We start from the raw sequence: 15,120 nt of genomic DNA, 5'->3' as shown, positions 1-15,120 counted from the left end.
TGGCGCGATATCCAGACCAAACCCTGACACGATTGGAAATGCGCTGCGCTTATAGCACTACCTGTACGGTTACTCTAAAGTCTGTGTCACACGACGCCCCTGTCCATAGACTCCGCCAACGCGTGGAGGCACCACCCGTTGGCGGGTGTGGAGCTGCGCGCGGCAAATATTGGTGGGTGCGATGGGCGGTCCTCGGCATCGTAGCCATCGTGCTTGCCGTCGAAGTGGCACTAGGATGGGACCAGCTGGCCAAGGCCTGGACAAGTGTGTATGAAGCTAACTGGTGGTGGCTGCTCGCTGCGGTGCTGGCTGCGGCCGCGTCGATGCACAGCTTTGCTCAGATTCAGCGCGCCCTGCTGAAGTCTGCCGGGGTGTACGTCAAGCAATTGCGGTCCGAAGCCGCCTTCTATTCTGCCAACTCGCTGAGCACTACACTGCCGGGTGGACCGGTATTATCGGCGACGTTTCTGCTCCGTCAGCAGCGTATCTGGGGTGCGTCGACGGTGGTGGCGTCGTGGCAGCTGGTGATGTCGGGTGTGTTGCAGGCGGTAGGATTGGCGCTGCTCGGTCTGGGAGGCGCCTTCTTCTTGGGTGCGAAAAACAACCCGTTCTCGTTACTGTTTACCCTGGGTGGTTTTGTCGCACTACTGCTGCTGGCCCAGGCGGTGGCGTCACGGCCGGAGCTGATCGAAGGGATCGGCAGACGGGTTTTGTCGTGGGCCAACTCGGTTCGCGACAAACCGGCCGATACCGGCCTGGAGACATGGCGTCAGACGCTCACCCAACTCAAGTCGGTGAGCTTAGGCCGTCACGATTTGGCGGTGGCATTCAGTTGGTCACTGTTCAACTGGATCGCCGACGTGGCCTGCTTGGGATTCGCTGCTTACGCAGCAGGCGACCACGCCTCGGTGGCCGGGTTGATAGTCGCCTACGCGGCCGCACGTGCGGTTGGCACGATACCGCTGATGCCGGGCGGCCTACTGGTCGTCGAGGCAGTGCTAGTACCAGGCCTGGTATCTAGTGGCATGTCGTTACCCAGCGCCATCTCGGCAATGCTGATCTATCGGCTTATCAGCTGGTTACTCATCGCCGCTATCGGCTGGGTGGTGTTCTTCTTCATGTTCCGGACCGAGAACATCGCCGACCCCGACGACTTAGATGCTACCACGACCAATAACTCGGCCAGCGGTCTAATGGCTAGATCACAACACCGGGACTCATCTTTAGCAGGCCCTACCGAGACCACCCTGCCCAGCCCATTACCACCTCCAGAGCAGAAGACAGCTGGCGCCAATTAGCCGACGTACTGTGGACCGCGAAGAACCCGGTAGCCGCCACGGTCACGGTGAGTGAAGATGGCCATGGATGTCACTTACGGCAGCGCACTGGTGGGCCCCGTCAGGCAAGCCCGGCAGCCCTCTCTACACCGATTGCATGAGGCCCATCGCCCTGTAACATCGTCTGCAGATCACCAGCAACCTTGGGGTTAGTCTCGAAATAGGATTTCAGCGACGTCAACGATTGCGAACCCACTTACTACTGAAACAGCTGTTGCCATCGCCTGGTTTGTCTCTAAGTGCGTATCCAACATAGTCGCTCATCGACTTGGCACCAGAACCGATCGTCCTGGCCATTGCACTGGCCACACATGGATCCGGCGCACTGGCCGCCGACGGCCCTGGCTAACACCGGCCACCGCAGCACCTGGCATGACGGCGGTGATCAACCCTGCAACAAAGCCCACGGATCCTGGCCGCAATGCCTGTGTTCATGGATGACTCCGTTATGGTTTGCGCCTGGCCGCTGAATCAGCACGATTTGCAAACGGCTGCTAGCTATGGCAGGGGTCTTCCGACCCCAACATGGCCAAGTCGACGCCAAGTCCAGATGGCTCAAATCCAGTTCGCCCGTCAACTTGCAGTGTCGTGCCATCGCCTTAGTAGCATCGCTGTCACCGCAGCTCAGCTGCCAATCAGTCGCTTCAATCCACAGCATGCTGCGGTACGCTCACGTGCGCAGGCACAGTGCGAGAAGGCAGGGAGAGAAGAAATCCAGCAGTTGATGATGCGCCTAAGCCGCTACCTGTGTCGGTTCCGCTGGTTGGTCTTCACGGGCTGGCTACTCGCGCTGGTGCCAGCAATCTATCTGGCGATGACACAATCAGGGAATCTCACCGGCGGAGGGTTCGAAGTTGCCGGATCACAGTCGCTCCTGGTGCACGATCAGCTCCAAAGACAATATCCTGACCAGGGAGCGGCCTCGTTAGCGCTGGTGGCTGCTCCCCGCCCGGATGCCAGCTACCAGGACATGAACGACGCTGTCGCGCTCCTCAGACGGATTGCCGGCGAGTTCCCCGGCGTCTCGGAGGTGCCCGGCCTAACCCAGCTGCCACCGCGACCCGACCGGCCGTATGTGGTGTCACTACGGCTGGACGCTCGCAACTCGGGCACAAGCGACGTCGCCAAGCAGCTGCGTACCAAGATAGGTATCAAGGGTGACCAATCCGGGCGAACCGCCAACGCCCACGTGCAGCTCTATGTCATCGGGCAGGGTGCACTCAGCGCCGCTGCGGCAACCGGCAGCAAGCATGACATCGCAGAAGCAGAACGATGGAACGTGCCAATCATCCTGATCGTCCTACTTGCGGTATTTGGTTCGCTGGCCGCCGCCGCGGTTCCGCTAGCACTCGGCGTTTGCACCGTCGTGGTCACCATGGGCCTGGTCTACTTAGTATCGATGCACACCACCATGTCGGTGTTTGTGACTTCGACGGTGTCGATGTTTGGCATCGCGCTGGCCGTCGACTATTCCCTATTCATCCTGATGCGCTTCCGCGAAGAGCTACGTTCCGGGCGGCAACCACAGGAAGCCATCGACGCCGCAATGGCCACTTCCGGGCTTGCGGTGGTGCTGTCCGGTATGACCGTCATCGCCTCGCTCACCGGGATCTACTTGATCAACACCCCTGCGCTGAAGTCGATGGCGACCGGAGCGATTCTGGCCGTCGCTATCGCAATACTGACGTCGGCCACCTTGATACCCACGGTGTTAGCCACATTCGGCCGGGCTGTCGCCAAAAGGTCAGCGCTGCTGCACTGGTCGCGGCGGCCTGAGTGCACCCAGTCCCGGTTCTGGAACTGCTGGGTAACATGGGCGATGCACCGACCGTGGATCTCGGCGCTGACGGCATCGGCCCTCCTCATCATCATAGCGGCGCCGGCGACATCGCTGGTGCTGGGCAACAGCCTGCTGCGCCAGTTTGACTCTGCACATGAGATCCGCGCGGGGGTGTCCGCCGCAGCCCAAGCACTCGGCCCAGGCGCGCTAGGTCCCGTTCAGGTGTTGATTACCTTTTCTGAGGGTGGCGCGTCAGCACCCGAACACAGCCAGACAATCGCGGCGATCCGTAACCGGATGGGGCAAGCGCCGAACGTCATGTCAGTGACACCGCCGCAATTCGCCAACAATAACGGCAGTGCGCTGCTGGGCGCGGTGTTGTCGATCGATCCCGAGGACCTAGGCGCCCGCGAAACTGTTGATTGGATGCGGACAGAGCTTATTAAGGTTCCCGGCGCGGCCCACTTGGATGTCGGCGGCCCGACCGCGCTGATTAAAGACTTCGATGACCATGTGGCCAAGACGGAGCCGCTGATGTTGGTCTTCGTTGCGTTGATCGCGTCCGTGATGTTGCTGATCTCGATCCGCTCGGTGTTTCTGGCATTCAAAGGCGTGCTGATGACATTGCTGTCGGTGGCTGCCGCCTATGGCAGTTTAGTGATGGTGTTCCAGTGGGGCTGGCTGGCGAACCTCGGCTTCGCACACATCAATTCGATCGACAGTACGGTTCCCCCGCTGGTGCTGGCAATGACCTTCGGGTTGTCGATGGACTACGAAATCTTCCTGCTAACCCGCATCCGGGAACGCTTCCTGCAGACCGGACGCACTCGCGACGCTGTTGCCTACGGCGTGCGCACCAGCGCACGCACGATTACCAGTGCTGCCCTGATCATGATTGCGGTGTTCATCGGCTTCGCGTTTGCCAGCATGCCACTAATCGCCGAGATTGGCGTGGCGTGCGCCGTCGCGATCGCGGTCGACGCAACTGTGGTGAGACTGGTTCTAGTGCCGGCGCTGATGACAATTTTCGCGCAATGGAACTGGTGGCTACCCTGCTGGCTGTCCCGGACGTTGCCGTCCGTTGACTTCGACAGGCCGCTCCCGGCGGTCGATCTCAGCGATATCATGGTCATCCCCGACGACATCTCGGCAGCCATAATGCCCAGTGGTGACCTGCGGACGGCGCTCAAGTCAGCGGCGAAACTCAAGCAGCTAGCGCCCGACGCGATCTGCGTGGCCGACCCACTTGCCTTCACTGGGTGTGGACGCAGCAATAAACGGACTGATCGCGTATTACCAGGCGTGGCGCAGGAGTCAGCAAAGGGCCCTGAAATGGGTTTAAAAGAGGGGAGTGCCGGCGATGGCACCTCGGCGCCCCCTGCAGCCCCAGGCGGCACAACGACCAGTACCAAGGTTCACTCGGCAACCAGGAAGCTCATCGTCGGTCTGACGTACCGCAACATCATTGCACGGATGATGCCCAGGTCTGACCGGCCAGTTCACCCGATCACGCTGTGGCGCGGCCGGCTGTCAGTCGCCATCGACGCTCTGGAGGCGCAGATAGTTTCGCAAGCTGACGCCCCCAACCAGCCGACCTACCAGCGGCGCAGCCCGATGGAAACCAGCCACGTCCAACTGCCCACCGGCGACCGGTTGCTGATCCCCACAGGCGCAGAAACGCTGCGCCTGGTGGGCTATCTGATCATGTGCCGTAACAGCAGGCGCGACTACACTGAATTAGCTGAGATGGTCGACGCGATAGAGCCCACGACCGCGGCCGTGGTGCTGGCCGAGTTAGACAGATATTACTCTTGTCAACTACCCATGCGGCAATGGATGGCAACCCAGTTGGTATGCCGGCTCTCAGACCCCTATCCCATTGACCTCACTGACGATCAGTGGTCCGACCCAGACGCCAAGACAGAATGGCAGGAGGTCAGGCAACGCTGCCTGTCGGTGGCTGTAGGGATGCTCGAGGAGGCGAGGTGACGTTGGCAGTAGACCGACATCCCGCAACGACGCCGGGACAACCCGCCGCGGACCAGAGCCGTGACGATCCCGGCCAACCGGTGGAATTCTGGTCCACCGCCGCTATCGGCTCGGCACTGCACGGCGGTGACATCGAGATCTGGAAGCTTATTGCCGCCGCGGTAAAACGCGACCCCTATGGACGAACGGCCCGCCAGGTCGAAGAAGTCCTCGAGGGCACACGACCGTATGGCATCTGCAAAGCCCTCTGGGAGGTGCTAGAGCGGGCCCGCACCCACCTGGAGACCAACGAGCGCGCCGAAGTGGCCCGCCACGTGCGGCTGCTTATCGATCGCTCCGGCCTAGGGCAACATGAATTCGCCTCACGCATCGGGGTAGCGCCAGAGGATCTGGCCAACTACCTTGACGGCAGCACCAGTCCGTCGGCGACATTGATGATCCGGATGCGTCGGTTGTCGGACCGGTTTGTCAAGGCCAAAGCTGCGCGTTTGGCCAAAAGTGACTAAAATTGACTTGCCAGTCTCTCCTACCGCACACGCATTGTCGCCAAGCTAGGAGGCATGGATTGGTAGCACGTCAGTCACCAGCCAGTCACTGCCGCGCTTGATCAATGTCACCCGCAATGCAGGCGCCGTCTGGCTGGGTGGTTGGCCCGGCGTGTTCTGAGTTACCCGCAGGATTACCGCCACACTGGCCACCGACGTCCCGATGGCCTCGATTCCGGCCGATAGCGCGACGGCCTGAGCAGTAACGCTACGCTTCGCCAGATCGGCACTGGACTTTCGATATTGCTCCTTCAGCACGCCCGCCTGGTCAGGCACCATCATCGCCACAGCCCGATCAATGGAGCTTGTCGGGGCACCCGGGGTGAACGACGCCATCGCCTCTGTCATCCCCGTGGCGATCTGCACTACCTCTCGGGAATCCCGTCTAAAGTCGCGGTCCGGGGACGTCCAGTGCGTGTATCCGGTTAGCACCGCCGCACACAGGGCAGCGGTGCACGCTAAGACGACGGCCAAACGCAATCCGGGCATGTCATCATCAGTGCCGACAGTGACAGAATCACGGCGCAGCAGCCAAAAATTGACCCCGGTACCTTCCACAATTAGCAACACCAACACCGAACACGCCGACACCCACCACAGCGGCCAGTTCAGTACCACTCCGATCATCACCAGCGCGGCGATCGCAACCAGCGGTGCCACGATGTCGAAGGCCAGCAGCCGCCACCGGTTTCTCATCGGATCGACTCAAGACGAGAGATCATTAGCTTGCCGTCGACATTGGAGACATCGAGCCGCAAATGCCAGCGCACCGTCGTCGGTTTGCTGCCCACGTTCTCACTCACCGATGTCGCGACCAACATCACCGTGTCGGTGCGGGTCGCCAACGGCGGCAGTTTTGTGGTAACCACGGCATGCGCGACACCAGGCTGTGTATCCAGATCGTGGTGCACTGACTCAATCGCAACCGCCTCGATCTGGCCCTTGCTTTGTGTCTGCAGCTTCTGCACTACCTGTCGGTAAGGCTGTACGGCGGCGTCGAAGTCAACGTTAAGTTCTCCGACCGTTCCGTCATGCAATCGCTGCAAACTGGCGTCGATATTGCCAGTGTTCATGTTGATTAGCACACCCGTCCAGTCAACCGTGGTTTGCATCACGCGGGTCAGATAGGCGCGTTCAGCCGCGTCACCGTGGTGTGCGTGCCAAATGACGACTCCAAGCACTACCGCAGCGGCCGACAGCATCGCCAGAACGGTCGACGCTATGCCGTACTGAGAGAAAACGGAACCACCAGAGGGATCGGGCTCGGAGTCGTCCTCAACGTCGGCAGACTCTTCGTAAGTCGATCGCTTCGTCTGCTCCCCATCAGGCATGGCCGCGAGGGTACCTGGCGCCCTTGAGCAGTTCATGCGTAGGCACGGTTGCAGGTCATCTCGAGCTGTCGCCGAAAAAATGGAAAGATGACGGCGTGACTGTAAAGGGCATCCACTCAGGCATCGACCTTAGCTATGTCGATGCCAATACTCGACCCCAAGACGATCTTTTCGGTCATGTCAACGGCCGCTGGCTGGCCGACTACGAGATACCCGCCGACCGGGCAACCGACGGCGCCTTCCGCCGCCTGTTCGATCAGACCGAAGAGCAGGTGCGTGACTTGATCACAGAAGCCAGCAGGAAAGTCGCGTCGGGGACAACCGCGGATGCCGACGTACAGCGCATCGGTGACTTGTACGCCAGCTTCCTCGATGAACAAGCCGTCGAACACAGGGAGATTCGGCCGTTGTTGGACGAGTTGGCCATGATCGACAACGCCACCGATGCCTCTAATTTAGCCGCCGTCCTCGGAGCGCTGCAACGCACCGGGGTGGGCGGCGGCGTCGACGTCTATGTGGATACCGATTCCAAAGATTCGACCCGTTACCTGGTGCACTTCAGCCAATCCGGCATCGGATTGCCTGACGAATCCTATTTCCGCGATGAGCAGCACGCAGAGGTGCTGGCGGCCTATCCCAGGCACATCGCACGGATGTTCAGCCTGGTGTATCGGGACGAACGCCCCAAAGATCCTGGGACCCACGACAAGACCGCTGACCGCATCGTGGCGTTGGAGACCAAACTTGCCGCCGCACACTGGGACGTGGTCAAGCGCCGCGATGCCGCCCTGTCCTACAACCTGCGTAAGTTTGCTGAATTACAAAGCGACGGGGTGGGCTTCGACTGGGCCGCCTGGGTAACTGCGTTGGGCAGCACACCGGACTCGATCGCTGAATTAATTGTACGCCAACCTGATTACCTCACCGTTTTCGATACACTATGGGAAAGCGTTAGCCTCGAAGACTGGCAGTGCTGGGCGCGTTGGCGATTGATCAGCGCCCGCGCCCCGTGGCTGACTAACGACCTGGTTACTGCGAACTTCGATTTCTATGGCCGCCAGCTGACCGGCACCGAGCAAATCCGTGACCGCTGGAAGCGAGGGATTTCACTGGTGGAGAACCTAATGGGCGACGCCGTCGGGAAGCTTTATGTACAACGGTATTTCCCACCTAAAGCCAAGGAACGCATCGACACCCTGGTGAACAACTTGCAACAGGCTTACCGGTCAAGCATCAATGAATTGGACTGGATGACACCACAGACCCGAGAGCGCGCACTGGCTAAGCTAACCAAGTTCACCGCCAAGGTCGGCTACCCGACGAAGTGGCGGGACTATTCCAAGCTGGTAATCGACCGGGGCGATCTCTACGGCAACTGCCAGCGCGGGTATGCGGTCAACCACGATCGCGAGCTAGCCAAGCTCGGCAGCCCGGTAGATCGTGACGAATGGTTTATGACGCCGCAGACGGTCAACGCATACTACAACCCAGGGATGAATGAAATCGTTTTCCCTGCAGCCATTTTGCAGCCACCGTTCTTCGATGCCGAAGCCGACGACGCCGCCAACTACGGCGGGATCGGAGCGGTAATCGGACACGAAATCGGACACGGCTTTGACGACCAGGGCGCCAAATACGACGGCGACGGCAACTTGGTCGACTGGTGGACCGACTACGACCGCACCGAGTTCGGTGCCCGCACCAAGGCACTCATTGAGCAATATGATGCGTACACGCCCCGGGGGCTCGACGACCACCACGTAAATGGCGCTTTCACCGTCGGCGAGAACATTGGTGACCTGGGCGGGCTGTCCATCGCACTGTTGGCCTACCAGCTGTCACTGAACGGCCAACCTGCTCCCGTGATCGACGGCCTCACCGGCTTGCAGCGCGTGTTTTTCGGCTGGGCGCAGGTGTGGCGGAACAAATCCCGAAATGCTGAGACAATCCGGCGGTTAGCCGTAGACCCGCATTCACCGCCAGAGTTCCGGTGCAATGGCGTTATCCGTAACGTTGACGCATTTTATGATGCCTTTGACTTAACCGAGGACGACGCATTGTTCTTGGAACCACAGCGCAGGGTCAGGATCTGGAACTGATTGCTCCCCGCGCCTCGATTCTCGCGGGAACATGCTTGTTCCAAGACGTACTAGCGTAAGGGTCTCGCCAGTCGGTGGACGTGAGTGTGTTCGGAGCAACGCCCGGGGTGAGTACGTGGCCGTTGTCGTCGGTGTAGTCGAACCCAAATCCATTGAGCAGCAATGTATGTCCGGGAACCATTGTCTCGGTGATTTGGACGGTCGTTTCGGCGCTACCGGTCGCGGTCGTAATCTGGGCACGTCCTCCACCGGCGAATCCGAGAGCATGCGCATCTCCGATGCCGACACGCAGGGCACCGTTGGCATCCTGTTTGCGTCACAAAACGAATATCAGAAGATGTCGTTAGCCATGTATGCGCACCGCCTGCCCACCAACAGCACGAAATGTTGGCTGGCAGGGTAGTAGATGCGCGGTCCAGCTCGCCTATGGCACGGGCCCCTTCAAAGCCGCTGTCAGCGCATATCACGCGACAACAGGCAGCCAACTAAGACCAAGCTGACATCGAGGTTTCGCGCAATCATCGATATCGCGCCCACGAGTAAATTCCCACCGTGACATAGATGAACACCTCTACGACCAGCACTGCAAGCTGCGCGGCGATCCGTGGTGTCCAGGGTCGTATGGCGGCAGTGGCGGCGGTAGTCATCACGTGGACTACGGATTCAGCCGAGCTTGTCGATTCCGTGGGCAGTAGTTCTGAGCAGGATCACATTGTCCCTACCGTACACACAGATCAAGAACGAACAAGGCGTGCAATAGCGACTGAGGCTTCGGCAAGCTTGTCCTTGGCCACACTACCACCCTCAGCGACGGCGCGGCTGACGCAGTGCTCAAGGTGTTCGTCAAGCAGACTCGGTGCCACCGACCGCAACGCATTATTGACGGCGCTGATCTGGGTTAGGACGTCAATGCAGTACTTGTCCTCGTCGATCATCCGTGCGATACCCCGCACTTGTCCCTCGATACGTCGCAGCCTTTTAGCGTAATTGTCCTTCTGCTGTGAATACCCGTATGAGGTCGTTATCTTACCTCGCCGTATCCTCTCCAGGCCCCCAATAACGCGTTCAACATCTGGTTCACGGTCAACCTCAGACCGCCAGCTCTAGCGCTACCGCCCACTACACCAATATGGATTATCCCCTAACTAGGGTACTATTCACCAATTCTAGGCACACGTGTCCCACCTATACTTGAATTAATGACACCTGACATCAAACCCCGCAGCCGTGACGTCACTGACGGCCTAGAAAAGGCCGCTGCTCGTGGTATCTTGCGCGCGATCGGCATGGACGACGACGATTTCGCCAAGGCACAGATCGGGGTAGCGTCATCATGGAACGAAATAACACCGTGCAATCTCTCGCTGGACCGGCTAGCCAAGGCGGTCAAGGAGGGGGTGTTTTTGGCGGGCGGCTACCCCCTTGAGTTCGGGACAATCTCGGTTTCCGACGGTATATCGATGGGACATGAGGGGATGCACTTCTCGCTCGTGTCACGCGAGGTGATCGCAGACAGCGTCGAAACCGTGATGCAGGCCGAACGACTTGACGGCTCAGTGCTTTTAGCCGGCTGCGACAAGTCGCTGCCCGGAATGCTGATGGCCGCCGCACGTCTCGATCTCGCAGCGGTATTCCTCTACGCCGGCTCAATCTTGCCTGGACGAGCCAAGCTTTCGGACGGCACCGAACGCGAAGTTACAGTCATCGACGCATTCGAGGCGATCGGCGCGTGCTCTCGCGGATTGATGCCCCGTGCGGATGTCGAAGCGATCGAGCGGGCGATCTGCCCCAGCGAGGGGGCATGCGGCGGCATGTACACCGCCAACACCATGGCCAGCGCAGCAGAGGCGCTGGGCATGTCTTTGCCAGGCAGCGCGGCACCGCCGGCAACAGACCGCCGTCGCGATGGCTTCGCGCGACGCAGCGGCCAAGCCGTGATCGAACTGCTGCATCGCGGTATCACCGCTCGCGATATCCTCACCAAAGAGGCGTTTGAGAACGCGATCGCAGTGGTGATGGCGCTCGGTGGCTCAACCAACGCAATTCTACACCTACTAGCTATCGCCCACGAGGCCGACGTCCCCTTGTCACTCGAGGACTTCAATCGAATCGGATTGAAGGTGCCGCATCTTGCCGACGTCAAACCGTTTGGCCGCCATGTGATGTTCGACGTCGACCACATCGGAGGCGTGCCGGTGGTAATGAAAACACTTCTGGACGCAGGCCTGCTGCACGGCGATTGCCTGACGGTGACCGGCCAGACAATGGCCGAAAACCTAACCGCCATTGCCCCGCCGGAACCGGATGGCAAAGTACTGCGTGCGTTACACAATCCCATTTATCCGACCGGGGGCATTACGATCCTGCGCGGATCGCTGGCCCCGGAGGGTGCAGTGATCAAGACGGCCGGATTCGATTCCGATGTGTTCGAAGGCGCCACCAGGGTGTTCGACGGCGAACGGGCTGCGTTGGACGCACTCGAGGACGGCGCTATCGTCAAAGGTGACGTTGTAGTCATCCGCTATGAAGGCCCAAAGGGGGGGCCGGGAATGCGCGAAATGCTGGCCATCACTGGTGCCATCAAAGGTGCGGGGCTAGGCAAAGATGTTCTGCTACTTACCGACGGCCGGTTCTCCGGTGGAACGACCGGCTTTTGCGTAGGACACATCGCGCCGGAAGCAGTCGACGCGGGACCAATCGCATTCCTGCGTGACGGCGACCGGGTCCGGCTTGATGTTACCAGCCGCACCCTCGATGTATTGGTCGATCAGGCTGAACTCTCTGCTCGACAAAAGGATTTCACTCCTCCTGCACCGCGCTACACCACCGGCGTATTGGCTAAGTACGTCAAGCTCGTCAGCTCGGCTGCGATCGGCGCGGTCTGTGGTTAAACTTCTTCCCACCCAGCCGCTTCCGGCTCCAGCCGGTCTGCTGCCTGACTGGACGAACGTGTGGTACCCTGGTGCAAGTGCGTTACTAAAGTAGGTCGCGTTCAGGAGCAGCCAGAGTAATAGTGCACCTGCAATGACATGTGACCGGGTTATGCCGGTAGTCAGCGAGATTACCGCACAGAATTCACGGCAAGAAGATGAGCTACACGCCAAACACTGGCAGTGTCAACGTTATGCCGTGAGTGCGATTCGATGCTGTCACGATCCCATATGCCAAAACCGCGGCCGCGATCCCAGCAATGAGATCGTACACGGCAAGCTGTCTTATCGCACTGAATCCAACGATCTATGTAGAATGCACTCATTCCGCAGCGGCCACAGTCCCTGACCATCATCACCCTGATCGACAGCGAGAATCGCTCGTCGTTGGTTATCCCTCTACCAACCTAACACACCCGTACGTAAAAATCAGCGGCTGCTATCTTGTCCACTGTACACCTTCTTTAGCGTACACGACGCGAAACACGTGCCCCAGTTCTGGTCCCATCACCAGCTCGGTAAGCGCACATATTGTGGCGACAAACTCCGGACCATGTGGCGGCTGCGCTTGACATAGGTGGTGCGCCACTTCGTGGAGAACCACCAGTTCGCGCATCGCCCAGTTGGTGCTATTACTACTGGGCACCGCGATAATTCCTGCACCGTAACGGTTTTCGTAATGGGCTGCGGTGGCCATCCGCCGTATCCGCACCGTGAGCGGCGATATTTTCGGCCAGTGTTGCCGCACCATAGGTAAAGCAAGGACGTCATCAACGTAACGCTGGACTGACGCAACCGAACCGAACCGCGCTTCCGATGGAAGGGTCAACTGGGCGCCGAAAAACTCCACAGCAGGTGATCCATGTTCAGCGGCACGGTCGAACAACGTTCGAATGAATTCTTCAGCCGCATAAACCTTGGCGCGCTGGGAATCACGCATCGAATCCGGCAACGTCACCGACCCAGCATAGGACGCGCACCCGGCAGACCAGAGCTATTGCCGAGCCGGGCTCGTCGGCCGGCCTGATCGCCAGCGCGCCGCGCCGCCGACGAATAGCCTGCCGACACTCTGTTGGCTTGCCAAGTACCACGTGCCTTCGACGCACTGCGGTAGTAGTCTCGCAGCTCGATCTCCTTGTCTCGCAACGCGATAGCGGTGCCAGGAGAGCTACCCCGGTCTTTGGTCACCGCTCGTCGGATCTGATCGCGAGCCTCGGTCAGACGCTGACCGACACGCATTCCAAACGCCAACTGGAAGTTGAGTCTGGCGGTGATTGTCGGCGTGGGCCGATACGCGCCTGACGCAAGATAGGTGTCCGACGCCCGCACCATCTGGACAACCAAGCTAGCGTACAAGGCGTGCGTCGCGTCGATGTCCTCGGCAAACCCATAAGCGTAAAGAAACGTCGAATTCGACGCCACGTCACAACGAACATCGTTTGCGGCCGCGATCAGCACAAAAAGCTGTACATATGTCCGCAGCCCGCGGGTGCCCGCTGTCCCGATGGTGATGGTGCGCTGAGTTGGGGCCTGCGCAGGCGAACGGCTAGCTGCATGCGACCGCACCACCGCCAAGTCAATGGATGCTACGGTTGCCAACCGTTGCGCAGCACCCAGAAACGCGTCAGCTTCATGGGCGTTGTCAGTACCTTCAGCCTGGCGCAGCAGTGCGGCGATGCGGTCCAGCATTTTGTCGTCAGTCATAGTGCCAAACTACGGGAATGGTATGACAACTCTGCGTACCTTACCGCCGCTACGCTGATCAGAGTCTTTTCAAGATCCAGGAGACCACATCCTCGAGTACTTGGTCGCGCTCCGGCTCATTGAAAACCTCGTGATAAAACCCGGGATAGACTTTCAACTCGACGTCGGTGGATCCCACACACTCGACCAAGCGGCGGCTACCGTCGACCGAAACAAGCCGGTCCTTTGAACCGTGCACCACCAGTAACGGCGTGGTCAACGCAGGTGCCCGACGGGACATGGTTTCGCCTACCTGCAACATCGCGCGCCCGACACCGGCGGGGACCCGGCCGTGATGCACTAATGGGTCGCCTTTATAGGCGGCTACCACCGCAGGGTCCCGAGATATGGCGTCGACCTCAAGCTCCTGTCCGGGCAGTCCGGGTGCGACGATGCCGAGCCCCTTACCGACCACCGCGAGCAGTGGCGACACCGTATCTTGGGTCGCTACCGCTGGCCCCGATAGCACCATCAGGTCGTAGTTATCCGGACGTTCGACGCCATAAGCGAATGCGATCGCCCCGCCCATACTGTGACCCAACAGGATGCGCTTGAGGCCAGGATACTCCCGGGTGGCGATCTCAACTAAAATGTCGAAATCGGCAGTGTACTCGGAGATATCCCGAACCAAGACCCTTTTGCCGCCCGAGCGACCATGTCCGCGGTGATCCAGCGCGTAAATAGCCAGCCCCGCTTCGGCAAAGCGCTGCATGACATGGCCGTAGCGGAGGGCATGTTCGCCGAAGCCATGCGCCAGCACAACCACCGCTCGCGGCCGCATGTCCGATGTCCAGACGTCGTAGACAATGCGTACGCCGCCGACACCATCGAATTTCCGCTCAGTGCGAGTGATAGTCATTAGAAGCAGCGTAGTGGCTTCTCGAGTGAGACGTCAGACGGTATGTGTACGCTCGGTTGGGTCAATCTGCTCGCTGATAATTCGGATACCGAGCGCGCCGGTGACAGCGGAAAAAATTTCGCCCCCCCAAGCCGAGCCCTACCGAGGTGAACTGCTTGCGCACTGCTGTTGGATGACCAGGTCACTGCATGACGCAGAGGGTCCGATCCAGAAGACACTTTTGCGAGCCTGGAAAAATTATAAGCGTTTCGAAATTAATTCGCCTAAACCACGGACCACCTGGGCTGCATTGCATCGTCATCACAACCTGCCTGAGCGCTCTGGAGGGTCGGCAGCGACGGCCGTTGTCGACTCAGGGTGGGGAGATCTAGCTCCGACCTGACTGTCAAGCTGATGGAGTGGAGCGAAATGATCGGGCTAAAGGCGCTGCCAGATCGAACCGATGACCAGGCGGATCTCTCGATCATTGTTGGGTAGCGCTAATCAGTGTGGTTGGCATTTATCGTT

Annotated in this window: 12 protein-coding genes and 2 pseudogenes; 6 read left to right on the top strand and 8 right to left on the bottom strand. The window is 59.7% G+C overall.

Annotation, left to right across the window (positions count from 1 at the left end; translation table 11 throughout):
- Positions 1 to 83: 83 nt before the first annotated feature.
- The 3 genes from MUBE_RS06280 to MUBE_RS06270 all read left to right on the top strand — a co-directional run bounded on the left by MUBE_RS06280 (position 84) and on the right by MUBE_RS06270 (position 5,612).
- Positions 84 to 1,298, top strand: a complete 1,215-nt coding sequence (locus MUBE_RS06280) for a lysylphosphatidylglycerol synthase transmembrane domain-containing protein (protein ID WP_116539877.1) — start codon at positions 84 to 86, stop codon at positions 1,296 to 1,298.
- 763 nt (positions 1,299 to 2,061) lie between these two features.
- Entirely contained in the window at positions 2,062 to 5,106 is a 3,045-nt protein-coding gene (locus tag MUBE_RS06275; RefSeq protein ID WP_165849739.1) for an MMPL family transporter, read from the top strand.
- Positions 5,103 to 5,612, top strand: coding sequence for a helix-turn-helix transcriptional regulator (locus MUBE_RS06270; RefSeq protein ID WP_116539876.1), 510 nt, complete (start codon positions 5,103 to 5,105; stop codon positions 5,610 to 5,612). Before MUBE_RS06275 ends, MUBE_RS06270 begins: the two co-directional genes overlap by 4 nt.
- 45 nt (positions 5,613 to 5,657) lie before the next feature.
- On the opposite strand, the gene MUBE_RS06265 is transcribed toward MUBE_RS06270, so the two are convergent.
- Both MUBE_RS06265 and MUBE_RS06260 read right to left on the bottom strand, forming a co-directional pair.
- Positions 5,658 to 6,347: a hypothetical protein gene (locus tag MUBE_RS06265; RefSeq protein WP_116539875.1), complete on the bottom strand. Its 690-nt coding sequence runs from the start codon at positions 6,345 to 6,347 to the stop codon at positions 5,658 to 5,660.
- Positions 6,344 to 6,982: a hypothetical protein gene (locus MUBE_RS06260; RefSeq protein ID WP_207801669.1), complete on the bottom strand. Its 639-nt coding sequence runs from the start codon at positions 6,980 to 6,982 to the stop codon at positions 6,344 to 6,346. The genes MUBE_RS06265 and MUBE_RS06260 overlap by 4 nt, the downstream gene beginning before the upstream one ends.
- A 95-nt stretch (positions 6,983 to 7,077) precedes the next feature.
- Between MUBE_RS06260 and MUBE_RS06255 the strand changes: the two genes are divergently transcribed.
- On the top strand, positions 7,078 to 9,081 hold the full coding sequence (locus MUBE_RS06255; RefSeq protein WP_116539873.1) for a M13 family metallopeptidase: 2,004 nt from the start codon (positions 7,078 to 7,080) through the stop codon (positions 9,079 to 9,081).
- Here the strand turns inward: MUBE_RS06255 and MUBE_RS06250 are convergent.
- From MUBE_RS06250 to ricR, 3 genes and pseudogenes are all read right to left on the bottom strand, one after another.
- Positions 9,065 to 9,397, bottom strand: a pseudogene (locus tag MUBE_RS06250) (molybdopterin dinucleotide binding domain-containing protein); the annotation flags it as partial. The gene MUBE_RS06255 and the pseudogene MUBE_RS06250 sit on opposite strands and share 17 nt — an antisense overlap.
- A 111-nt stretch (positions 9,398 to 9,508) precedes the next feature.
- Positions 9,509 to 9,728, bottom strand: a pseudogene (locus MUBE_RS17555) (MFS transporter); the annotation flags it as partial.
- An 87-nt stretch (positions 9,729 to 9,815) separates the two neighbouring features.
- On the bottom strand, positions 9,816 to 10,106 hold the full coding sequence (gene ricR / locus MUBE_RS06245; RefSeq protein ID WP_116539872.1) for a copper-sensing transcriptional repressor RicR: 291 nt from the start codon (positions 10,104 to 10,106) through the stop codon (positions 9,816 to 9,818).
- 174 nt (positions 10,107 to 10,280) lie between these two features.
- On the opposite strand from ricR, the gene ilvD reads away from it, so the two are divergent.
- Complete coding sequence (gene ilvD / locus MUBE_RS06240; protein WP_116539871.1) at positions 10,281 to 11,972, top strand: dihydroxy-acid dehydratase; 1,692 nt, start codon at positions 10,281 to 10,283, stop codon at positions 11,970 to 11,972.
- A gap of 478 nt (positions 11,973 to 12,450) precedes the next feature.
- Here the strand turns inward: ilvD and MUBE_RS06230 are convergent, their stop codons facing one another.
- From MUBE_RS06230 to MUBE_RS06220, 3 genes are read right to left on the bottom strand one after another with little or no spacing between them, the layout of a single operon-like run.
- The gene (locus MUBE_RS06230) at positions 12,451 to 12,951 is read right to left on the bottom strand and encodes a TIGR04338 family metallohydrolase (RefSeq protein ID WP_116539924.1); all 501 of its coding nucleotides are present in this window, start codon (positions 12,949 to 12,951) and stop codon (positions 12,451 to 12,453) included.
- A 14-nt stretch (positions 12,952 to 12,965) separates the two neighbouring features.
- Positions 12,966 to 13,715, bottom strand: coding sequence for a DUF2786 domain-containing protein (locus MUBE_RS06225; RefSeq protein WP_116539870.1), 750 nt, complete (start codon positions 13,713 to 13,715; stop codon positions 12,966 to 12,968).
- A 58-nt stretch (positions 13,716 to 13,773) separates the two neighbouring features.
- Positions 13,774 to 14,613, bottom strand: a complete 840-nt coding sequence (locus MUBE_RS06220; protein WP_116539869.1) for an alpha/beta hydrolase — start codon at positions 14,611 to 14,613, stop codon at positions 13,774 to 13,776.
- On the opposite strand from MUBE_RS06220, the gene MUBE_RS19375 reads away from it, so the two are divergent.
- Positions 14,561 to 14,995 carry a sigma factor gene (locus MUBE_RS19375; RefSeq protein ID WP_341537702.1) on the top strand — a complete coding sequence of 145 codons (435 nt, stop codon included), beginning with the start codon at positions 14,561 to 14,563 and terminating at the stop codon, positions 14,993 to 14,995. The two genes, MUBE_RS06220 and MUBE_RS19375, sit on opposite strands and share 53 nt — an antisense overlap.
- The last annotated feature ends 125 nt before the right edge of the window (positions 14,996 to 15,120 follow it).

The sequence above is a fragment of the Mycobacterium uberis genome (assembly GCF_003408705.1).
Classification (GTDB): Bacteria; Actinomycetota; Actinomycetes; order Mycobacteriales; family Mycobacteriaceae; genus Mycobacterium; species Mycobacterium uberis.
The sequence above is the reverse complement of the archived record's forward strand: the minus strand, read 5'-3'. Positions and strand labels throughout refer to the sequence as shown.